The sequence below is a fragment of the Streptomyces viridochromogenes DSM 40736 genome (genome assembly GCF_000158955.1).
Lineage (GTDB): Bacteria > Actinomycetota > Actinomycetes > Streptomycetales > Streptomycetaceae > Streptomyces > Streptomyces venetus.
In genome coordinates, this window is the sequence record NZ_GG657757.1 from 1582286 (window position 1) to 1604372 (window position 22087).

The 22087-nt window shown below is 72.2% G+C and carries 14 protein-coding genes, 1 tRNA gene and 2 pseudogenes; 4 read left to right on the top strand and 13 right to left on the bottom strand.

What is annotated here, in order from left to right; genetic code table 11:
- The 7 genes and pseudogenes from SSQG_RS38500 to pgsA form a co-directional block, all read right to left on the bottom strand.
- A pseudogene (locus tag SSQG_RS38500) lies at positions 1-1941 on the bottom strand (hypothetical protein); the annotation flags it as partial.
- A gap of 232 nt (positions 1942-2173) precedes the next feature.
- Complete coding sequence (locus SSQG_RS06810) at positions 2174-3265, bottom strand: hypothetical protein (RefSeq protein ID WP_039934841.1); 1092 nt, start codon at positions 3263-3265, stop codon at positions 2174-2176.
- A gap of 57 nt (positions 3266-3322) precedes the next feature.
- On the bottom strand, positions 3323-4957 hold the full coding sequence (locus SSQG_RS06815) for an AbfB domain-containing protein (RefSeq protein ID WP_106434148.1): 1635 nt from the start codon (positions 4955-4957) through the stop codon (positions 3323-3325).
- Between the two features lie 563 nt (positions 4958-5520).
- On the bottom strand, positions 5521-6063 hold the full coding sequence (locus SSQG_RS06820; RefSeq protein WP_003988994.1) for a membrane protein: 543 nt from the start codon (positions 6061-6063) through the stop codon (positions 5521-5523).
- A gap of 138 nt (positions 6064-6201) precedes the next feature.
- Positions 6202-7365, bottom strand: a complete 1164-nt coding sequence (locus SSQG_RS06825; RefSeq protein ID WP_003988995.1) for a glycosyltransferase family 4 protein — start codon at positions 7363-7365, stop codon at positions 6202-6204.
- A complete protein-coding gene (locus SSQG_RS06830; protein ID WP_003988996.1) occupies positions 7362-8270 on the bottom strand; it encodes a phosphatidylinositol mannoside acyltransferase in 909 nt (302 codons plus the stop codon). Before SSQG_RS06830 ends, SSQG_RS06825 begins: the two co-directional genes overlap by 4 nt.
- Positions 8267-9022, bottom strand: a complete 756-nt coding sequence (gene pgsA, locus SSQG_RS06835; RefSeq protein WP_039932077.1) for a phosphatidylinositol phosphate synthase — start codon at positions 9020-9022, stop codon at positions 8267-8269. Before pgsA ends, SSQG_RS06830 begins: the two co-directional genes overlap by 4 nt.
- Positions 9023-9249: 227 nt before the next feature.
- Between pgsA and SSQG_RS06840 the strand changes: the two genes are divergently transcribed.
- Complete coding sequence (locus SSQG_RS06840; protein ID WP_003988998.1) at positions 9250-11448, top strand: elongation factor G-like protein EF-G2; 2199 nt, start codon at positions 9250-9252, stop codon at positions 11446-11448.
- A gap of 170 nt (positions 11449-11618) precedes the next feature.
- Positions 11619-13286, top strand: coding sequence for a hypothetical protein (locus SSQG_RS06845; protein WP_039932078.1), 1668 nt, complete (start codon positions 11619-11621; stop codon positions 13284-13286).
- Positions 13287-13445: 159 nt separating this feature from the next.
- On the opposite strand, the gene SSQG_RS06850 is transcribed toward SSQG_RS06845, so the two are convergent.
- From SSQG_RS06850 to SSQG_RS06865, 4 genes and pseudogenes are all read right to left on the bottom strand, one after another.
- Entirely contained in the window at positions 13446-14003 is a 558-nt protein-coding gene (locus SSQG_RS06850; RefSeq protein WP_003989000.1) for an HIT family protein, read from the bottom strand.
- A 66-nt stretch (positions 14004-14069) separates the two neighbouring features.
- A complete protein-coding gene (gene thrS, locus SSQG_RS06855; RefSeq protein WP_003989001.1) occupies positions 14070-16046 on the bottom strand; it encodes a threonine--tRNA ligase in 1977 nt (658 codons plus the stop codon).
- Positions 16047-16140: 94 nt separating this feature from the next.
- Positions 16141-17402: pseudogene (locus SSQG_RS06860) on the bottom strand (hypothetical protein).
- Positions 17399-17965 (bottom strand): DUF4365 domain-containing protein, encoded by a 567-nt coding sequence (locus tag SSQG_RS06865; protein ID WP_003989003.1) that lies wholly within the window; start codon positions 17963-17965, stop codon positions 17399-17401. The pseudogene SSQG_RS06860 and the gene SSQG_RS06865 overlap by 4 nt, the downstream one beginning before the upstream one ends.
- Before the next feature lie 169 nt (positions 17966-18134).
- Between SSQG_RS06865 and SSQG_RS06870 the strand changes: the two genes are divergently transcribed.
- On the top strand, positions 18135-18863 hold the full coding sequence (locus SSQG_RS06870) for a 3'-5' exonuclease (protein WP_003989004.1): 729 nt from the start codon (positions 18135-18137) through the stop codon (positions 18861-18863).
- A gap of 57 nt (positions 18864-18920) precedes the next feature.
- Here the strand turns inward: SSQG_RS06870 and SSQG_RS06875 are convergent.
- Positions 18921-18992: transfer RNA gene (locus tag SSQG_RS06875), tRNA-Val, on the bottom strand.
- A gap of 39 nt (positions 18993-19031) precedes the next feature.
- The gene (locus tag SSQG_RS06880; protein WP_003989005.1) at positions 19032-19478 is read right to left on the bottom strand and encodes an SRPBCC family protein; all 447 of its coding nucleotides are present in this window, start codon (positions 19476-19478) and stop codon (positions 19032-19034) included.
- 97 nt (positions 19479-19575) lie between these two features.
- On the opposite strand from SSQG_RS06880, the gene SSQG_RS06885 reads away from it, so the two are divergent.
- Positions 19576-21960 (top strand): SCO7613 C-terminal domain-containing membrane protein, encoded by a 2385-nt coding sequence (locus tag SSQG_RS06885; protein WP_003989006.1) that lies wholly within the window; start codon positions 19576-19578, stop codon positions 21958-21960.
- Positions 21961-22087 lie beyond the last annotated feature (127 nt).

The following is a 22087-nucleotide window of genomic DNA, read 5'->3' on the forward strand; positions in this document are numbered from 1 at the left end:
CCGCGCCCGCGCGGCCGCACCAGCGGCCTCGATGGCCGCGGAACGCGAACGCACCGCCGCCGAGGACGCCTGATCGGCTGCGCCACGGGCCGTGCCGGCGGCTGTGCCGGCCGCGTCCGCGGCGGACCGTGCCTCGGTGGCGGCCGTACGCGCGGTCTCGGCGTGCTCGGTGCCCTTCGCCTTGGCGGCCAGTGCTTCGGTCGCCCTGGCCCGGGACTCCTCCGCCTTGTGGACGCGTTCGGCCTCCACCGCCTTGTTCCGGGCGTTGCGGGCCTTGGTCTCCTCGCCTCTGGCCAGTTCGTCGGCCTTGGCGGCGATGCCCTCCTGGGTCTGCGCGGTGGCCCGCTTCTCCGCAGCTTCGGCCGCGGCGGCCTGTGCGTCGGCCCGCTTGGCCGAGGCGGTCCGTGCTTCGGCCTCGGCACGCGCCCGTGCCTGAGCGGCCACGTCGCGTTCCCGTTCGGCACGCGCCCGTGCGGCCGCCGCCAGGTCGCGCTCGCGTTCGGCGATCTGCCGCTGCTCGGCCGCGATCTTGGCCTGGCGCTGCGCCTCGACCCGCGCGGCGCGCGTCTTCTGGGCGTGCTCCCACGCCTGCTTCTCGGCCTGCTCGGCATCGATCCTCGCCTGGCGGGACTTGGCCGCCGCGTCCGCCGCGATCTTCGCCTGCTTGGCCGCCGCCTCGGCGAGCCGGGCCGCCGCCTTCGCGTGCTCCTCGGCGTTCTCCCGCCACTTGGCGGCCTGCCGCGCGTGCAGTTCGGCCTGATTCTTGGAGTTCAGCCCGGCGGCGTCGGCGGCCGACGCGTCCACCGCATGTTGCGCGGTGGCCGCCGCCTTGGCCGCCGCGTCCGCCGCACCCGCGATACCGGAGGCGACCTCCGACCACTGGACGCCGTGGGTGAGCCCCGTCTCGACCAGGACATCGGCCTGCACCTTGGCCTGGCCCGCCGCCACCTGCGCCTGCTTGGCCGCGTCCTCGGCGATACCGACCTGCCGGGCGATCTCGGTCTTGACGGGCCCGTAGTCGGACAGGCGCTTGCCGGCCCGGTCGGCGGCGAGCATCCGGTCGGCCTCGCGGGACTGCGCGCCCGCCGCGCTCATCGCGTTCGACGCGGTCTTGAGCGCCTTGACCGCGTTGCCGTGCGCGGCGATCAGCTTGGTACGGGCACCGGCGGCCGTGGCCGCCTTCTCCGCCAGCTCGCGCAGCCGCTCCGCCGCCTCCAGCGCCTCCTTCTGCGCCTTCTCGTGCGCGGCCCGGTCGTCCGCGTCCTTCTGCGCGGCGACCAGATAGCCCTTCTCCAGGAACTCGGCGATCACCTTGTCGTCGCCCGTGGCCAAGGCGGCCTGCGCGGCACTCTTCACCGCCGGGCCGCCGACCGCGACGAGCATCTCGACCCGCTTGCGGTTCTCCGCCGCGCGTTCCTTGTCGTTCTGCTCCGTCGCCTTGTCCCGCTGCCGCGCGATCTCGGCGCCGAAGGCCAGGAAGTCGGCGCGGTCGCGGGCCGTGCCCTTCAGGACCCGCTCGACCTCCGCGTTGAAGAACGGGCCGCCCGTGCCGCGCATCGCCTCGATCTGACGGCGGTTGGCGACATCGGCCGCGTCCCTCTTGTCCTTGGCGCGCTGCCGCGCCTCGGCTTCTCCCCGCTCAAGGAAGTCCCGGATCGCGTTCGGATCCGTGCTCTCCAACGCCTTCCTGGCGGCCTCGCGGACTTCCTCCTCCTCGTCGAACTCCGCGAAGTCCTCCACCAATTGCCGGTCGCGGTCCGCGCTGATCTCGTCCAGCGCGGAATGGGGCCGCGCCGGGCCGGTCGCCGCCTTCGGTAATCCGGCCACAATCCGGGTCAGTTCGACGCTGCCCGGCTTCTCCTGTGTGACGGCTCCGGCTTCCCCGGTCACAGTGCCGAGGACGGCCAGCGCCATGACGGTGGACACCGCCTTGCCCATCATGCCGGGCACGCGCCGGCGTAATCTTCCGGATCTCGGCCGGAATCTCTTTCTCATGGGAACTCCTTCAATAAGGGGACAGGCCAAAGGAATTCGGCAAAAGCAAGCCCCTGCCCTCGATACGCGGGCAGGGGTGATCGGGGCCTCGGCCGCGAAGCCGGCAGCGTTACGGGGCTGCCGTGCGGCCGAGGGCCCGGTGGGCCGGCCCGGCACGGTGTTCGCCGGGCCGGCGGCGTCAGCCCTTGACGCGGTTCTCGCTGTCGCGGGCCCGGTCCGCCATGTCCTTCCAGAAGGCGGCCGTCCGGGCGGCCTCCGTCTGCTCCGCGGCCCAGTCGCCCTGCCGGGCCTCGGCCGGCGCGGCGATCTTCTCCCAGATGGCGTCCGCGCTCTCCTTGGACAGCCGGGCGATGTTCTGCCAGCTCTCCGCCTGTGTCCTGGCCGCCTCCTGCTCGGCCAGCCAGGCCGTCTGCGCGCCGTCCGCGTGATCGGCGACCGCCCGCCAGGCCAGCTCGGCCTCGGCACGTGCCTTCGCGGCGTCGGCCGACGACTTCAACGCCTCCTCGGCGGCCACCGCCTGGGCGATCAGCGACGACAGCACGTGCTGGCGCCGCACCTCCCCGTCCGCCACCCGAAGCCGGTACGCCTCCACGTCCAGCGCCGCACCCGTCGCCCAGCCGTAGCCGAAGAACTCCGCGACGTCCGCGTCCGTGGAGCCGGACCGCAGCGCCCACTGCGCCGCCACCCGCACCTGCTCGCCCGGATCGCTCTCCGCGACCACTCGCACGAAGGCACGGTCCTTCTCGGCCACCTCCAGACGCCGCTGCGCGTCAGCCTCCCGCAGCACACGGTCAGCCTGCTGGGCCTCGGCGTAGCCGGTCTTCACGAACGCGGCCCGATCGGCGTCGGTGCCCTTCAGCGCCCGCTCGGCGGCCGATCGCACCTGCGGGGAGAACCCCACCGGATGCGTGCTCACCACCCGCTCGCAGAACGCCCGGTTGCGGGACCGCGCGTCACGCAGGCGCTGCTTCGCCGCGTCGTAGCCGCCCCCGGGGGCCAGCCACTCGGCGATGGCCGCATCGCCGCGCGTACTGCGCAGCGCGTTCCATGCCGAGGTGCGGATCTCCGCGGGCAGGCCCGACTTGGCCAGCCGCAGCACACGCGCCCGCGCCTCGTCCGCCGCTGCGGCGGCCACCAGCGACGACGCGTCGGCCGGGTCCGCGGCCCGCACGGCGGTGTACGCACGGGCGGGCGCCGCGGGCAGAAGCACACCGCCCCCGGCCAGCGCCCCGGCCACCAGCGCGGACACGGCCCATCTCTGACGTCTCACGCCGTGACCGGCGGAATCTGCCACCACTGCTGCTCTCTCCCCTGGGCCGGTGTCTCGTCAGGGCGCCAGCGGTGCGCTGATACGCCAGGCCGCCGGGCGTACCGGCTGGGCTTCGCCCGGCTTCCCGCCGGGCAGGGGGAAGGAGAATTCGGATCGGGCGTAGACCTCGGTCGTCGTGGGAGCGAGCCAGCTCACGCCGCTACCGGCGGCCTGCGAGAAGGACATGCCGTTGAGCGGGGTGGGCAGTGGCCGCGGAGGGAACGGCTTGGTGCACCACGTGGCACTCTTCCGGAAGGTGGCGCTCCGGTCGTCCGCGGCGATCTCCACGCGCAGCCCGTTCTTCTCGGCCTTGCCGCTCCTGATGTAGTAGCCGGGCTTGCGCACGGACTCGAAGGAGTAGCAGCCGGGCCGGCTCGCGAGGGAGGGCACGACGACCCAGGTGGCGTCCTCGCGGTCGGCCGGTGCACTGGTGCTCTTGAGTGTGTCGTTGAGGACGACCTTCCCACGGTCCGCGCCGGACTGGCGCGCGTACTCACCGCCTCCCCACGCCCTGAGGGACTGGCGCTTGAGCCGGTACTGGGTGTCCGCCTTCAAAAAGACGGCGACATCGTCGTCGCTGCCGGCCAGGGCCTTCTTGGCCGCGGCGACGAGGTTGGGGTTGACTCCGCCGTTCTCGGCGGCGGCCTGTATCTGGAGGGCGAGCTTGCGGTTCGCCTCGGCGAGCTTCTTGCGCCGGTTCTCGTCGTCGCGCTTGTACGCGGCGTCCGCGCCGGTGTGGATGTACGCCTTCCACACGGCCGGGTCGGAGCTGAGGGTGGCCCGCTGCCCCTCGGCATACAGCTCGGTGCCGTGCAGGTCGGCGGCGGCCAGGCGCAGCAGCTCGCGGATGAAGTTGTCGTCGCTCAGCCCGAGCATGGCCTCGGAGGGAGTGATACGGAACAGGGCCGCGGCGTTCTTGCGCGCGGCGATCTCCTTGCGGCGCTCGGCCTCCAGGCGGTCCTTCTCGGCGAGGTCCTCGAGTTCCTTGGCCACGTCCCGCTTGTGCGCCTCGCGGGCGCCGTTGACGATGAACTCGTGCCAGTCCGCCGGCTCACCGGCCAGCGCCTGCAGTGCCGCGGCCCGCACCTCGGGACCGGACGCCTCGTGCCTGGCGACGGCCCGGATGAAGTTGTCGTCGCTGAGGGCCAGCAGTTCGGGGGTGCTGGGGATGCCGATGGTGAGCAGGACCTGGGACTTGGCCAGCCGGGCCGCCCGCTCGGCCTCGGCCTTCTCCCGCTCCCGCTGCTGGTCGAGCCGGTACGCCTCGTGCACGCCGGTCACGATGAAGTTCACGTGGTCCTCGTCGGCCGTGCTGGCCATCGCCTGCTCGGCGGCGGTGCGCACCGTGTCCAGCTTCTCGCCCGCGTCGCTGGCCTTCTGCCACAGAGCGTGGATGAAGTCGTAGTCGCTGAGCAGGAGCACCTCGGCGGTCGGGTCGAGACGGACCACGGCCGCGGCCTCGACACGCTGGGCGTCGGTCGTCCCGATGCCCGCCACGCGGGCCACGGCGTCCGATGCCGGGACGTCGGGAGCGCTGTCGGCGAATGCTCCGGGCGCGACGGTGCCGGTCACGGCCGCGAGAGCGGTTGCGGTCACGAGGCCGCGCGTCATGATCCGCCCCACACGTGCGGGAGCGATGTGCTTGCTGTTCATGGATGTAAAGGAACCTTTCTGCCGCCACGTAGGGCAGCCCGTCAGATGAGCAGGGCGGGGCAGGGGTATGCGGCTGCCGACGCTCGGTGAGCGGCCGGCAGACATGGCGAAGCAGGCGCAGGCGGACAACGGGTACGCCGTCGTTCAGTGATACGCGGACGCGAAGTCGAAAACCCTGAATCAGGCGGCGGCCTCAAGAAACCGAAGACACGAAGTGCCGAGAAATCGGCCGGCCCGAAAATCGCCGAAGCGTCACATGGAAAGACACATGTCTATCGCGCCACGGGCCCAAGACGCACTCGGTGGCGCAGCAGTACAGACGTCCGCATTTTGAGTTCCCCCGCACAAATAAGAGCACCTAGGGAGCGCCCGGTCCGTCGGAGCATCACTGCTCCTTTTGGTCCCCTCCGGCACGCTGCCCGGCCATGCTGGTCAGGCTGGCCGCCAAGACGTTAACCCACTCTCACCGAGGCACGCAATGATTTTGTGCCGCACCGAATGAGGGCGGTTTGGGATGAGCAGAAACAAGCCGATTCTTTAACCCTGCGGGCAAGCAGAAACGTCTAGGCCGCCCGGTCGACCAGAGCCGCCGGAGGCTCGTCGTCCATTTCGAAGGCCATCGGGAACGGGGCGTGACCGGCCAGGCGGAACCAGCGCACCTTGCGGTGCCGGCGCAGGGCTCGGGCCGCGCGTACGGCGTCGTTGTGGAAGCGCCGGGCCATCGGCACCCTGCGGACGGCCTCGGTGAGCTCCCGGGCCGCCTCCTCTCCCCCGGGCGCCTCGCGTACCGCCTCCACCTGCGCGGGCTCGGCGAACACGGCGCGCAGCGCCTGGCTCAGCTCGCTCTCCGAGACCTCCCGCTGCTCCTCCTCGGCCTGCCGGGCGGCGTGGGCGGCCTCGTACAGGACGATCGAGGCGGCCGGATCCAGGACCCCGGACGTGGCCAGTTCCTGCGCCACCGAGGCCCGGCGCAGCAACTGCGCGTCCAGGGCGGCCCGGGCGGCGTCGATCCGGGCGTGGAGGCGGTCGAGGCGCCCGGCGGTCCAGCTCAGGTAGAGCCCGATCGCCACCAGGGCCACGGCGATCCAGATGAGAGTGGTGGTCACGGGCGGCAAGGCTAGCGTCAGGGCCGGTCCGTCCGTGCACCCCGCCCCGTCCCGCGCCGACGGACGACCGTCAGGCTCCCTGTGCGACCGTCAGGCTCTCTGTTCGAAGTGGCTCGAAAATGCACCCGCGGCCCGGCGTCAGTCCCGGGCGAGCCCCAGTCTGGCCCGCAGCCCCGTCGCCCGTTCGTCCTCGGCGACCGCCGCCGCCCCCGCCGTCACCGTCTCGTACACGGACAGGATGTCCGCACCGACGGTCGACCAGTCGAAGCGCCGGACGTGGGCGCTGCCCCGCTCGCGCAGTTCCGCGCGGCGCACCGGGTCCCCCAGCAGCCGCACGGCCGCGTCGGCCAGGGCGTCGGCGTCCTCGTTGGGGAACAGCTCGCCGGCCTCGCCCCGGTCCAGGACCTGCGCGAAGGCGTCCAGGTCGGAGGCGAGGACGGGGGCCCCGGCGGACATGGCCTCGACCAGGATGATGCCGAAGCTCTCCCCGCCGGTGTTGGGCGCGACGTACAGGTCGACGCTGCGCAGAAAGCGGGCCTTGTCCTCGTCGCTGACCATGCCGAGGAACTCCACGCGGGAGCGCAGCTCGGCCGGGAGCGTCTCCACCGCCTCCTCCTCGTCGCCGCGTCCGGCGACCAGCAACCGGGCCTTCGGGCGCGCGGCGAGGATCTTCGGCAGGGCCCTCATCAGCACCGGCAGGCCCTTGCGGGGCTCGTCGATGCGCCCTATGAAGCCGATCGTCTCGCCCTGCCACTCGGCCTTGGGCTCGGCCCCGGCGAAGAAGTCGACGTCGACACCGTTCGGGATCACCACCGCGTCCCCGCCGAGGTGCTCCACGAGCGTGCGGCGGGCGTACTCGCTCACCGCGATCCGCGCGCTGATCTTCTCCAGCGCGGCCTGGAGGATCGCGTACGCGGCGATCATCGCCCGCGAGCGAGGGTTGGAGGTGTGGAACGTGGCCACGATCGGGCCCTGGGCCGCCCAGCAGGTCAGCAGGCCGAGCGACGGCGAGGTCGGCTCGTGGATGTGGATCACGTCGAACGCGCCGTCGTGCAGCCAGCGGCGTACCCGGGCGGCGCTGAGGAAGCCGAAGTTCAGCCGGGCCACCGAGCCGTTGTACGGCACCGGCACCGCGCGTCCGGCCGAGACGACGTACGGCGGGAGGGGGGTGTCGTCGTCGGCCGGGGCGAGGACGGACACGTCGTGACCGAGGCGGATGAAGTACTCGGCGAGGTCACGGATGTGGAACTGGACGCCACCCGGTACGTCCCAGGAGTACGGGCAGACGATGCCGATCCTCACGAGGTCCCCTTCGCAGGGTCGAGGTCCGCGAGCCACAAGCGCTGCAGCATGTGCCAGTCCTCCGGATGGTCGGCGATCCCCGTGGCGAAGGCGTCGGCCAGCGCCTGTGTCATGACAGACGTCTTCTCGGCGCGCGTGCCTGACTCGGGCACCTCGACGGGCGGATGGACGCGGCCCCGCATCACGGGCGAGTCGTCGTACCAGAGCGTGACGGGCAGCAGCAGCGCGTCCGTCTGCTGGGCGAGCAGGGCCGGTCCGGCCGGCATCCGGGCCGTGTCGCCGAAGAAGCCGACCTCGACGCCGGAGGCGGACAGGTCGCGGTCGGCGACCAGGCAGACCAGGCCGCCGTCGCGCAGCCGCCGGGCCAGGGTGCCGAAGGCGGTGCCGCCGCTGTGCGGCAGGACCTCCATGCCGAGTCCCTCGCGGTAGGCGACGAACCGGTCGTACAGCGTCTCGGGCTTCAGGCGCTCGGCGACCGTGGTGAACGGGATGCCCAGCTTGGTGGTGACCCAGGCGCCGGCGAGGTCCCAGTTGGCCAGGTGGGGCAGGGCGAGTATGACGCCCCGCCCCGCCGCCATGCCCTCGGTGAGGTGGTGCAGGTCCTTGGGGTCGAAGCCGTCCCGGATGCGCTCCTTGCTCCAGGCGGGCAGCCGGAACGATTCCATCCAGTAGCGCAGGTACGACCGCATGCCCGCGCGCGAGAGCTCGGCGAGGCGCTCGGGGCTCGCGCCGGGCACCACGCGCGCGTAGTTGCTCTCCAGCCGCCGCACGCCCTTGCCGCGCTGCTTCCAGGCGAGATCGGCGATGGTGTCTCCGAGCCGTACGGCGACCGGCTCGGGGAGCTTCTTGACGGTGCCCCAGCCGAGGCCGTACAGCGCGTCCGTCAGCCGGTCCTGTGCGCTCACTTGGCCGCCTCGCTCCCGTGAGAGGCGTTGTGCTGCTTGCCCTCATTGTCCTGCGCGGCCTCGGCCTCCTCGGCCTCGGCGGACTCCCGGCGGACCGTGACGACCCGCTGGATCAGGGTGACGAGGCTGCCCACGGCGACGATCCACAGGGCGACCGGAAGCAGGTACTGGATGCCGGGTACACCGAACTTGTGCAGGCCCGCGAGCCCGGCCGCGACCAGCGAGATCACCAGCCGCTCGGCCCGCTCGACGAGCCCGTTGACGGCGACCGGCAGGCCGATCGACTCGCCGCGGGCCTTGGTGTACGACACGACCTGGCCGCTGGCCAGGCAGAAGATCGAGACGGCGCACAGGACGAGGTCGTCGCCCCCACCGGCGTACCAGAGGATGAAGCCGCCGAAGATCGCGCCGTCGGCGACCCGGTCGAGCGTGGAGTCCAGGAAGGCGCCCCAGCGGCTGGAGCGGCCGAGCTGACGGGCCATGTTGCCGTCGACGAGGTCGGAGAACACGAAGAGCGTGATCACGACCGTGCCCCAGAAGAACTCGCCCATGGGGTAGAAGACCAGCGCGCCCGCGACCACACCGGCGGTGCCGATGAGCGTGACGGTGTCGGGGCTGACGCCCCGCCGGATCAGAAACGCGGCGAACGGTGTGAGGACACGCGTGAAGAATGCACGCGCGTACTTGTTCAGCATGGCCTTCCCGAGGGTCGGTGTCGCCGTCTGGCCCCTGCTGGCCACCGGCTGGCCCATCGTAGCCACGCGGGCGTGCGGGCGACGGCCGGGACCCGAGGCCCGTGTCACGGCTCGGCGGAGCGCGGGGCGGGGCCCGGCGCGGGGCGCGATCACGTCGTTCGTATGGACGCACCGTGACAGGAGTGGAAAGCTCGAATAACCGCGGGCGTCGCCGGAGCCGCACCGCACGCGGATCCCGCGTGTCCGCGCCCACAGTGACCTCACCGTGCACGGGAGGCAGGATCATGGGCGACAAGGCACAGACACACCCTGGGGCCGCCGGCAGGGCGCAGGCGGCCGACCACCCCCAGTCCGTACGGAATGTGGTGCTGGTCGGCCACTCCGGATCGGGCAAGACCACGTTGGTGGAAGCCCTCGCGCTCACGGCGGGGGCGGTGAACCGGGCGGGCCGGGTGGAGGACGGCGGCACCGTCTCCGACTACGACGACATCGAGCACCGGCAGCAGCGCTCGGTGCAGCTCTCCCTGGTGCCCGTCGAGTGGGACGGCATCAAGATCAACCTTCTCGACACCCCCGGATACGCCGACTTCGTCGGCGAGCTCAGGGCCGGTCTGCGGGCGGCGGACGCGGCCCTCTTCGTCGTCTCGGCCTCGGACGGCGTGGACGGCTCGACCCGCATGGTGTGGGAGGAGTGCGCGGCCGTGGGCATGCCACGCGCCATCGTCATCACACACCTGGAGGCGGCGCGCTCCGACTTCGAGGGGATGACGCGGACCTGCGCGGAGGCCTTCGGCGCGGACGACCCCGACGCGGTCCTGCCGCTCTACCTGCCCCTGCGCGGCCCCCAGGCACCGGACGGGCACGCGCCCGTGACCGGCCTGATCGGGCTGCTGTCGCAGAAGCTGTTCGACTACTCGACCGGCGAGCGCAAGGAGTCCGAGCCGGGCGAGGACCAGCTGCCGCTGATCGAGGAGGCCCGCAACCGGCTGATCGAGGGGATCATCTCGGAGAGCGAGGACGAGACCCTCATGGACCGCTACCTCGGCGGCGAGCCGGTCGACGTCGGGACCCTGATCGAGGATCTGGAGCGGGCCGTCGCACGGGGTGTCTTCTTCCCCGTTCTGGCCGCCGCCCCCGCCGCCGAGGGTTCCCGGCAGGGACTCGGCACGGTGGAGCTGCTGGAGCTCGTCACCCGCGGTTTCCCGACGCCGCTGGAGCACGAGACGGTGCGTGTGACCACCATCGACGGCAAGCCGCGCGAGCTCAAGCCGTGCGATCCGGACGCGCCGCTGGTCGCGGAGGTCGTGAAGACGTCCTCCGACCCGTACGTCGGCCGGCTGTCGCTGATCCGTCTGTTCTCCGGCACCCTGCGCGCCGACCAGACCGTCCACGTCTCCGGGCACGGGCTGGCCGACCGCGGGCACGAGGACCACGACGTCGACGAGCGCATCGGCGCCCTGTCCACGCCGTTCGGCAAACAGCAGCGCCCGGTGTCGCACGTCATCGCGGGCGACCTCGCGTGCGTGGCCAAGCTCGGCCGCGCCGAGACCGGCGACACCCTGTCCGCCAAGGACGACCCGCTGCTCATGGAGCCGTGGCAGATGCCCGATCCGCTGCTGCCGCTGGCCATCCAGGCGCACAGCAAACCGGACGAGGACAAGCTCTCGCAGGGCCTGGCCCGGCTGGTGGCCGAGGACCCGACGATGCGGCTGGAACAGAACCAGGACACCCACCAGGTCGTCCTGTGGTGCCTCGGCGAGGCGCACGCGGACGTCGCCCTGGAGCGGCTGCGCAGCCGGTACGGCGTCCAGGTCGACGTCGTACCGCACAAGGTCTCCCTGCGCGAGACCTTCGCGAGCAAGTCGGCAGGGCGCGGCCGGCATGTCAAACAGTCGGGCGGGCACGGCCAGTTCGCCATCTGCGAGATCGAGGTGGAGCCGCTGCCGGGCGGTTCGGGCATCGAGTTCGTGGACAAGGTCGTCGGCGGCGCGGTGCCACGGCAGTTCATCCCGTCGGTGGAGAAGGGCGTTCGGGCCCAGGCCGCCAGGGGAGTCGCCGCCGGGCATCCGCTCATCGACGTGCGCGTGACCCTCCTGGACGGCAAGGCGCACTCGGTGGACTCCTCCGACGCCGCGTTCCAGACGGCCGGCGCGCTCGCGCTGCGGGAGGCGGCGGCGGACGCGAAGATCCATCTGCTGGAGCCGGTGGCCGAGGTGTCGGTGCTGATCGGTGACGACTTCGTGGGCGTCGTGATGAGCGACCTGTCGGGGCGGCGCGGCCGGCTGCTCGGCACCGAGCAGACACCCGGCGGCCGCACCCTGATCCGGGCGGAGGTGCCCGAGATCGAGATCGGCCGGTACGCGGTCGACCTGCGGTCCTTGTCGCACGGCACGGCACACTTCAGCCGCCGGTACGTGCGGCACGAGCCGATGCCGCCGCAGGTCGCGGACCGGGTCCGTGAAGAGGTGCGCAAGGCCTCATAGTTGGCGCCCGGCGCCTCCGACTGCCCCCGTGAGGGCTTCTGTGCGCCTCGGCGGGCGGCTTGCGTGGCCGCCCGCCGACGGACGACGGTGCGTGCCGATACGCTGATGACCTGATCAACAGGTGTGCGGAGCGCGGAAGTCGGGAAGGCCGCAATGCAGGTGCGGCAGCGATGGGGGCGGCAGTGACGGACGGATTCGACTTCAGTCCAGGGGCCCAGGTGCCTTTGGCGGGTGCGACTGGCCAGACGGCGGCGACCTACGCTCTGGCCGCCGCGGCGTACCGGGACGACGAGGTCACCAAGATCCTGAACGCGGACAACGAGTGGCACCAGTCGAAGGTGACACCGCCGCGCTCCTGGGCGAGGATCTTCCGCCCCAATTTCGGCGAGGCCTTCTCCCGTGCCGTCATCGACCGGATGCTGGGTGCCGGGCGCAATCCGGTGATCCAGTCCTTCGGTATCGAGCCCCAGGTCGTCGTGGAGCACTGCCTGGCGGCCCACCGCATCCGCCGCGACCGCGACAACTGGCTGTCGGCAATCACGGTGATCTGCGGGGTCCTCTTCCTGCCGGGCTTCCTCGTGTGGCTGCTGGTGTTCACGCTGCGCACCACCATGGCCAAGCGCGAGGACAAACGCGCCGGCGCCCTCGCCACCACGCTGCTGGTCGCGGTGGGCGCGCTCGCCGTGCTGTTCCTGATCCGCATGCCGTTCACAGGCTTCTGGGCCCTGTACGGGCGCGCGTCGGTCGTCATGCCGGTCGTCGGCTGGTTCTGGGCCAAGATGATCTGCGAGCGGACCGCCCGTGACCTGCGGGAGCGCTGGTCGAGTCTGCTGTCGGGCGGCGGTGTGGGGGCCAAGATCCCCGAGGCGGTCCCGGGCAATCCCGGCGACGCGGCCGAGCAGGTGCGCAAGGAACTGGCCCGCCTCGGCGCCGAGCAGCGCTCCAACTCCGTCTTCTACGCCGGTCCCAAGGGCATACTCGGCATGGGCACGCGGTGGGGCAGCTGGCAGCTGGCCGAGGAGCTGGTCTCCGCCGAGCCCGGCAAGGAGTTCCACCCCTTCCGCAGTTGGGACGTCATCGTGGCGATCCAGGGCGGACTGGGCATGCTGGAGCGCACGTCCATCAACACCGGAGGTTTCCCCAAGCCGTCCATCACCCACTGGATCGTCACGCCGATCGGCGAGAAGGCGACGGAGGTGTCCCGGCCGGGCGGCACGGACGTCGACGCGTACACGGTCCGGACGCACGCCATCCAGGACATCTGCAACAAGCAGCAGTTCGGCAGTGGCGACCGGCACTACCTCGGTGTGCAGTGGACCCTCTGGGACGGTCATCTGGTGATCACGATGCTGATCACGGTGACGGTGCTGCACGACACCCTGCGCATCGAGGTCACGGGGCACGCGCTGGGACCGGTCAACGCCCTGTTCAACGAGAAGCCCGCGGCCAAGGAGAAGACGGTCCAGAAGTCGTTGCGCTTCTGGGAGACCCGCACCGTGAAGCTTCCGCTGATCGACGCCGACGAGGTGGTACGGCTGGCCGCGCGGGCCCCGCTGACCTGGTACCCGCCGCTGCTGAACTGGCTCGGCGGTGGTCTGACGCTGCCGGAGCCGTTCGGTCTGCGCCACGCGTGGGCGGATCAGCCGTGGCGGCACCGGTTCATGGCGGACGACGCGTTGCGGGCCGCGACGCCGGTGCTGCGGGTGGTGCACACGGCGGCGCTGAAGGTGCTGCGGGAGAACGGGGTCGACGTGGAGAAGTTCGGGTCGCGGTCGGCGGTGCTCAGTGGGGCGGTGCAGGAGGCTTCGCCGAAGAAGGCCGATGTGTACGACGCGTAGTCGTTGAGAAGCTCCGGGTTGTAGCTGAGGGGCATGGAGCGCAACCCGGCGCAGCGGGGTGCCGCCGCGCCCACCGCCGCCGCGCCCACCCTCCCCCAAGCTCTCGGCTTCGCTCAGCAGGGGGACCCCCGTCGCCCCAGCGGCACGCGTGCCCGCGGCTTACGTCGGCCAGGCCTCCGCCAGCATCTTCCGGGTGTCCGCCAGGAGCTGGGGCAGGATGCGTGTGTGGCCCACCACCGGCATGAAGTTCGTGTCACCGCCCCAGCGCGGCACGATGTGCTGGTGCAGGTGGGCCGCGATGCCCGCGCCGGCGACCGAGCCCTGGTTCATGCCGATGTTGAAGCCGTGCGCGCCGGAGGCCGTGCGCAGGGCCGTCATCGCCTGCTTGGTGAGTTCGCCGAGCTCGGCGGTCTCCCCCGCCGTGAGGTCCGTGTAGTCCGCGACGTGGCGATAGGGCACGGTCATGAGGTGCCCGCCGTTGTACGGGTACAGGTTGAGCACCGCGTAGACCTGCTCGCCCCGCTTGACGACCAGCCCGTCCTCGTCGGACTTGGCCGGGATCGAGCAGAAGGGGCAGCCGTCGGCCGCGCCCGGGCCGGTCGGCTTGTTCTCGCCCTGGATGTAGGCCATCCGATGGGGCGTCCACAGGCGCTGGAACGCGTCCTGCGTCCCCACTCCCAGCTGCTGCTCCGGCTCACTCGTCATGCAGTGCAGCATATGGCGTCGAGCTGGGGGTACGGCAAAGGCCCCCGGGATCCCCCCGGGGGCCTTCGCGCCGTGTGATCAGACCTGCGCGCGCTCCTCGACGACCTTCTGGATCTTCGCGATGGCCTCGTCGAACGGGATGCCGTTCTCCTGCGAGCCGTCCCGGTAGCGGAAGGACACGGAGCCGTGGGACATGTCCTCGTCGCCCGCGATGACCATGAAGGGCACCTTCTGCTTCTGGGCGTTGCGGATCTTCTTCTGCATCCGGTCGGAGGAGGAGTCGACCTCGACGCGCAGGCCCTTCCTCTTGGCCGCCGCCGCGAACTTCTCCAGGTACTCGACGTGCGCGTCGCCGATCGGGATGCCGACCGCCTGGACCGGGGCGAGCCAGGCCGGGAAGGCGCCCGCGTAGTGCTCCAGAAGCACCGCGAAGAAGCGCTCGATCGAGCCGAACAGGGCGCGGTGGATCATGACGGGGCGCTGCTTGGCGCCGTCGGCGCCGGTGTACTCCAGGTCGAAGCGCTCCGGCAGGTTGAAGTCGAGCTGGATCGTCGACATCTGCCAGGTACGGCCGATGGCGTCCTTGGTCTGGACGGAGATCTTCGGCCCGTAGAAGGCGGCGCCACCCGGGTCCGGGACCAGCGGCAGGCCCTGCTTCTCGGCGACCTGGCGGAGGGTCTCCGTCGCCTCCTCCCAGGCCTCGTCCGAGCCGACGAACTTCTCCGGGTCCTTGGTGGACAGCTCCAGGTAGAAGTCGGTCAGACCGTAGTCGCGGAGCAGGCCGAGGACGAAGGTGAGCGTCTTGTCGAGCTCCTCCGCCATCTGCTCACGGGTGCAGTAGATGTGCGCGTCGTCCTGGGTGAAGCCGCGGGCACGGGTCAGGCCGTGCACGACACCGGACTTCTCGTACCGGTACACCGTCCCGAACTCGAACAGGCGCAGCGGCAGCTCACGGTAGGAGCGCCCGCGGGCGTCGAAGATCAGGTTGTGCATCGGGCAGTTCATGGGCTTGAGGTAGTAGTCCACGCCCTCGTCGAGCTGCATGGGCGGGTACATGCCGTCGGCGTACCAGTCCAGGTGCCCCGAGGTCTCGAAGAGCTTCCCCTTCGTCGCGTGCGGGGTGTAGACGAACTCGTAGCCCTCTTCCTCGTGGCGGCGCCGCGAGTAGTCCTCCATGACCCGGCGGATGATGCCGCCCTTGGGGTGGAAGACGGCGAGGCCGGAGCCGATCTGCTCGGGGACCGAGAACAGGTCGAGCTCGCTGCCGAGCTTGCGGTGGTCGCGCTTCTCGGCCTCGGCGAGGAACTCCAGGTGCTGCTTCAGCTCGTCCTTGGTCGGCCACGCGGTGCCGTAGATGCGCTGGAGCATCGGGTTCTTCTCGCTGCCGCGCCAGTAGGCGGCCGCGTTGCGCATCAGCTTGAACGCCGGGATGGCCCGGGTCGACGGCAGGTGGGGGCCGCGGCAGAGGTCCTTCCAGCACAGCTCGCCGGTCTTGGCGTCGAGGTTGTCGTAGATCGTCAGCTCACCGGCGCCGACCTCGACGTCCGCGCCGTCGTCGCTGGACGCGGAGCCCTTGAGGCCGATCAGCTCCAGCTTGTACGGCTCGTTCGCGAGCTCCTCGCGGGCGGCCTCGTCGGTGACGGCGCGACGGGCGAACTTCTGCCCGCGCTTCTGGATCTCCTGCATCTTCTTCTCGATGGCCTTGAGATCCTCGGGCGTGAACGGCTTCTCGACGTCGAAGTCGTAGTAGAAGCCGTCCTTGACGGGCGGGCCGATGCCGAGCTTGGCCTCGGGGAACAGCTCCTGCACGGCCTGCGCCATGACATGCGCGGTGGAGTGCCGCAGGATGTTCAGGCCGTCCTCGGAGGAGATCTCGACGCCTTCGACCTCGTCGCCCTCGGCCAGGGTGTACGACAGGTCCCTGAGCTCGCCGGCCACGCGCGCGGCGATGATCGAGCGCTCGCCGGCGAAGAGCTCGGCGGCCGTAGTGCCCGTCGTCACCACGCGTTCTTCCCGCTCGGAATCGCGCTGGATGATCACACGGACGTCTGACACCGGTCTCTCCTGACTGAAGGTGGGGTTGCGTGCGCCTTACCGGAGCGCGCGCACGAGTAAGGATCGTACCGACCCCGGACCGCCCACCGCGAAATCAGTCCCCGCAGTCCTCCCCGTCCCCTCCGCAGGCCTCCTCGAAGAAGGCCGCGATCCCGGCGTTCTCCTGGAGCGACTTCATCAGCCGGTCCCGCTCGGCGTCGTCGACCTGCACCGGTACGACGCCGTGCGCGCCGGTGAGGCGCCGGAAGCCGCCCCGGCTCTCCAGGCGGCCCTGGACCCGCACCGGCAGCCCGACGAGGTGGGCGTGCCCGGCGATCCGGTAGGCCTCCTCGTCCAGGGTGACCCGGACGTTCGGTACGTCGGCCCCGGCCAGCACGCGCAGCCGTACGGTGCCCTCGCCGCGCGGCCCCGACCTGCGCATCCGCACCACCGAGCCGGTGATCCGCACCGGCACGGCCGGTTCCTCGCGCAGATAGCGGGCGCTCGCCTCGCGCAGCACGGGCAGGTCGCCGGGTGAGAACTCGACGGGCTCGGCGGAGGGGGCGCAGCCCTCGGGCACACCGGCCGCCGGGGCCCACTCGACGGCGATCCGGGCGCCCTCCGTACCGCGGACCAGGGCGACGAGAGCCTCGGTGAGCTCGTGGCTCACGCCGGCCTCGACCGCGCCGTCGAAGGCGTCCATGCCGCCCGTGGCGCGCCGGTAGTCGATGGCCTCACGAGCGGCGTACAGCGCCTGGTGGAGGCACACGGCCAGGGTGCGGCCGCCGGTGACGGGCACGAAGGCCGTGAGGCGGTGCCCTCCCGTGGCGGAACCCACGAAGACGTTCTTCCAGGGACGCGGCCCGCGGAGCTCCGGTGCCCGGGCGCCGTGGTAGCCCGGCCCGCGGCGCGGGCGGCGAGGGCCGCCGCGAGCAGCATTGCGGCGGGCGGGCGGTGCGCAGCCGGTCCCTCGACGATTCCAGGGCCGCCGCGCCGGCGGGCCCGGGCGGGTACGTCGTGCCACCAGTGGATCTCGTCGCCGGACACGGTGAGGGAGACGAGAACGTCGCGTGCGGAGGGCGAGCCGCTGCGGGACAGGGCGAGCAGGGCCTCGCCGAGCAGGTCGTCGCTGTCGGGGAAGGCGCGGCTCTCGGGCACCAGGAGGCTGGTGCCGCTGCCACCGGGGCCGGGCGGGGTCCAGCGGCCGTAGCGCCCGGGGGCGCCGCCGCGCCGCTGCCAGCCGTGCCGGCGCAGCAGGGCGCTCAGCACGGCCGGGTCGACGTCCATGGGCTCGGGCGGGCGGCCGTGCCGGCTCGTCGTCTCGACGGGGTGCGGCCGGACCTGCCTCACCGGCTCCTCGGTGGGGCGGTGCGTCACGGTTTTCCTCCCGTCCCGACCCGCGTCATGATCTCGCACAGCGCCCGGTCGTCGAAGATGCGTGCGGTCGGTATCCGCACGGTGGTGCGGCGGCGGCCGGTGATCGGGTGGCCGGCGAGGTTGGTCCAGTAGCAGCAGTGCCTGAGGTCGAGCCGGTCGTGGCCGGCGCGCAGCCAGTCGTCCTGGGAGCGCGGCACCAGCATCACCACCAGGATCTTGTGCACGGAGACGGGCGTGCGGGCGAGTTTCGCCAGGTGGTCGTTGTCGAGGGTGAAGGCGAAGGTGCGTCCCGGCGGGTGGGGCGGCACCTGGTAGGTGGCCTTGAGCTGCACCTTGATGGTGACCTCGTCGTCGACCGTGTGCCCGGGGGCGCTGTGGCTGACGTGCCAGTCGATGCCGTTGTCGGGGAACGGCTGGGACAGCGAGCAGCCGGCGGCCGCCGCGACGGCGTGCAGATAGCCGACCTGCAGTGTCTCCATGCAGGCGGTGGTGGCGAGAGTGCCGCGGGAGCAAGCCGTGCGCTCGGGCAGCAGCCCGCCCCGTTCGGGCTGCGCTATGGCCATGGCCAACAGCCTTCCAGAACAAGTGTTTCCCCGTTGCGGGCCGCTGAACTGCACCGACCCGTACTCCTGTTGTCTCCTTCCGGCGTACGGCGCAAACAGCCCGGGTATCACCGAATCGGGCAGCGGATGGTGCGTCAACTGCCGGAGGTGAACGAGGGGTTGTGTGGCTATGACGATGTGCTGGTACGAGGGGCCGCTGGCCGCCTTCGACACGGAGACGACGGGCGTGGACGTCGAGACCGACCGGATCGTGTCGGCCGCCGTCGTCGTCCAGGACGCCCCGGGCGTCCGGCCGCGGGTCAGCCGCTGGCTGGTGAACCCGGGGGTGCCGGTGCCCGCCGAGGCGACGGCGGTGCACGGACTGACGGAGGAACACCTGCAGCGCAACGGGCGGTGGCCGGCGCCGGTGGTGTACGAGATAGCGGAGACGCTGGCCGAGCAGGCCCACGCCGGCCGCCCGGTCGTGGTGATGAACGCGCCGTTCGACCTGACGCTGCTCGACCGGGAGTTGCGGCGTCATCGCGCCTCGGCGCTGGGCCGCTGGTTCGAGTCGGCGCCGCTGTGGGTGCTCGACCCGAGGGTGCTGGACAAGCATCTGGACCGGTACCGCAAGGGCCGCCGCACCCTGACGGACCTGTGCGCGCACTACGGCGTCGCCCTGGAGGGCGCGCACGACGCGGCGGCCGACGCGATGGCGGCGCTGGAGGTCACCCGGGCGGTGGGCCGCCGTTTCGCGTCCCGGCTGGAGCGGCTCGCACCCGGTGAGCTGCACACGCTCCAGGCGGTGTGGCACGCGGCGCAGGCCCGGGGCCTCCAGGCGTGGTTCGCGCGCAGCGGCGTGGAGGAGACGGTCGACCCGGCCTGGCCGCTGCGTCCGGACCTGCCGGCGGCGGCCTGAGCACCTGGTCCGGGTGTGAAAAAACCGGTCCGTCTGAGACGGACCGGCTGTTTCCGGTGGGCGATACTGGGTTCGAACCAGTGACCTCTTCGGTGTGAACGAAGCGCTCTCCCACTGAGCTAATCGCCCGGGAACGCACTGAACCATACAGGTCCCGGCACGCTTCCTTCAAACCGCTTCGAGGTGCCTGGCCAGTCCGCGCGCTCCCGCCCGCATCATCAGCCGGTGATTGGCCCGGAAGACGGGCCGGCACGGCACCGCGAGCCGCCGCAGCAACGGCTTGCGGACGTCGACGACCTGGTCGTACCGCGCGAGCGTGCCCGTCCCGAGCGGTGTGACCGTCCAGCGCGCACAGCCCTCGATGTCCCCGGACATCGCGAGTTCCAGCACACCGGCTTGCGGATCGCGCCGCACCTCCCGTGCGGTGAAGGTCATGTCGTACGGCAGGAGGGAGCGGATCCGGATCACCCCGGTCGTGTCGTCGAGCCTGGTCACCTCCCGGACCTGGCGCCACCACCGGGGGTAGCCCTCGGCGTTTTCCAGCGCCGCGTACACGGTGGCGGGCGGGGCGGGCAGGGTCCACAGACTGCGGAAGCGGTAGTGGTTCCAGTCCATGACGGCAGTCTGCCCCCTGGCCGTGGGGACGGTCTGAGTACGCGCCTGAGTATCCGCACTCATGCCGTACGAGGTGACGCGCACCACACTGCGAGGCATGACGCACCTTCCGCCCCCGGCCGAGGAGTTGCTGCTCCTCGACGCCGAACTCCGGCAACTGGAGGCCCGGCGCACCCAGTTGCTGGCCCGTCGCGCCTGGCTGGTCGCGGCCCTGCACCAGCCGCAGCCGCAGCCGCAACCAGGGCCGCAAGGGCCGCCCACCGCACCGCCCCGTCCGGAGACCGCCGCGCCCAGTGTGCAGAACGTGCTCCTGGTCCTCGGTGGTGTCCTGCTCACCTTGGCCGCCGCGGTGTTCACGCTGGTCAGCTGGGGCCACCTGGGGATCACCGGGCGGGCACTGGTGCTCGGCGCGGTCACGCTGGCCGCACTCGCCGCACCGGTGCTGTCGCTGAAGCGGGGGCTGCGGTCGACGGCCGAGTCCGTGGCGGGGCTCGGGCTGGCGCTGACCCTTCTGGACGCCTACGCGCTGCACGCGGCCGCCCTGTCCGGGACGGACGGCACCGGGTACGCGGCGGTCGCGTCGGCGGTGCTGGCGGCGGGCTGGTCGGCGTACGGTCTGCTGCCGGCCACGGCCGCGCTGCGGCTGCCTCTCCCCTGCGCCCTGGCGGCGGCCCAGTTCCCGCTGCTGCTGTGGGCCCTGGCCGGTGACTCCGGCCCGTACGTGATCACGGCCGCGCTGCTGGTGACGGCCGGGCTCGACGCGGCGGTGGCGCTGCGCGTGACGAACGGGTCCGTGCGGATCACGGCCCTGGTGGGCGCGTACGCCATGGGCGGCTCGGGTGTCCTGGCCGCCGGCTGGCTGTCCCTGGCGGCGGGCGGCCCGGGCGCGGCCTCTCGCGCCGGAGCCCTCCTTCTGTTCGCGGCGGGGATCGCGCTCACCGCGGCCTGGCAGACGCCGGGCGAGAAGCACCCCCTCGGCCTCACGATCACCTCGGGGCTGCTCGCGGTCGCCGCGCTCGGCGCAGTGGCCCGGTCCTGGCTGCCGGGGGCCTGGACGGTTCCGGCCCATCTGGTCTTCGGCATCGCCCTGTTGGCGGCGGTGCGCGCCGGGCGGCTGCCCGCCCCGGTGCGGGCGGGCTTCGCCTGGGCCTGCGGTGCCGTACAGGCGCTGGCCGTGCTGTGGACGCTGCCCGTCGTCGCGGTGGCGGTGCTGGGGCCGGCCGGCTGGCTGGGCCGGGTGTGGAGTGGTGCGCCGGTGGACGCGCGTGCCGCGGTGACCGTCGAGGTCCCCTGGCCGCCGGACGTGGCGGGAGTTCCCGTGGTGCTGGTGGCCGTCGCGGCGGTGCTCGCCCTGGCGGTCCGTGCGCCGACGTGGCGTGCGCGGGCCCGGATCGGCGCGCTCGGCCTGGTGTCGGCCACGGCGCTGATCCTTCCGGCGGTCCTCGAGATCCCGTACGTCGCGGGGATGCTGGTTCCGGGAGGGCTGACCGCCGCCGCTCTGTACGTGTGCCGGGCCACGGTGTCCGACGTGCGACGGCTCGCCGCGCTCGTCCTCGCCCTGGTCGCCTCGGTCAGTCTTGCGCTGACGTCCCTCGCCTCGCAGAGCGCGACCCCTCGTCACGCTGTCGGCGCTGGTCGCGGATGTTCGCGACGGCGTCGTGGCGGGCGCGCCTTCGCCGCCGTCACGGCCCCGGCCGCCCTGGTGTACGCCGCCGCCCTGGCCGCTGCGACGGGGGCCGCCGCGGACTGGCCGCCGGCCCGCGTCGCCCTGCTGGTCCTGGCCGTCCCCGCTGCCGCCGCCCTGCTCGCGGCGCGTCTCGGGGAGTCCCGGGCGACGGTGCCGGTCGAGGTCACGGGAGCCGCCGCCGGCCTGCTCGCCGTGGGCCTCGCCGTCACCGATCCGCCGATGCTCGCCCTGGTGCTGGCCCTGTGCGGGGTGATCGCCGCGGGCACGGCGGTGCGCCCCGGCCGCCGGCCCGTCGGTTACGCGGCCACGGCCCTGTTCGTGCTGGCGGCCTGGGTACGCCTGGCCGCCTGGGACGTCGGCACGCCCGAGGCGTACACGCTGCCGGTGACCCTGCCTGCGCTGCTGGTCGGCGTGGCGCGGCGGCGTCACGATCCGCGGGCCTCGTCCTGGACGGCGTACGGCCCCGGCCTCGCGGCCACCCTCGTGCCGAGTCTGGTCGCGGCCTGGGCCGACCCCAACTGGACGCGCCCGCTGCTGCTGGGCACGGCCGCGCTGCTGGTGACCCTGCTGGGAGCCCGGCACCACCTCCAGGCCCCGCTGGTGCTCGGCGGGTCGGTGCTGGCCCTGGTCACGCTGCACGAACTCGCCCCGTACGTCGTGCAGGTGACCGGGGCACTCCCCCGCTGGGCGCCGCCCGCCCTCGCCGGGCTCCTGCTGCTCGCACTCGGGGCGACGTACGAGCAGCGGATCCGGGACGTCCGCAGGGTGCGGGAGGTCCTGGGGCGGATGAACTAGTGCCGCGGCAGGCACCGTTTGCCCGCCGAGGAGCGGCGTCCGGTGCGTGCTCCGGGGGTACCCCCTGCTCGAAGAGCTTGGGGGAGTGCCGGCCGGACGTCCTCGTACGGGACGTACTCGGGCTTTC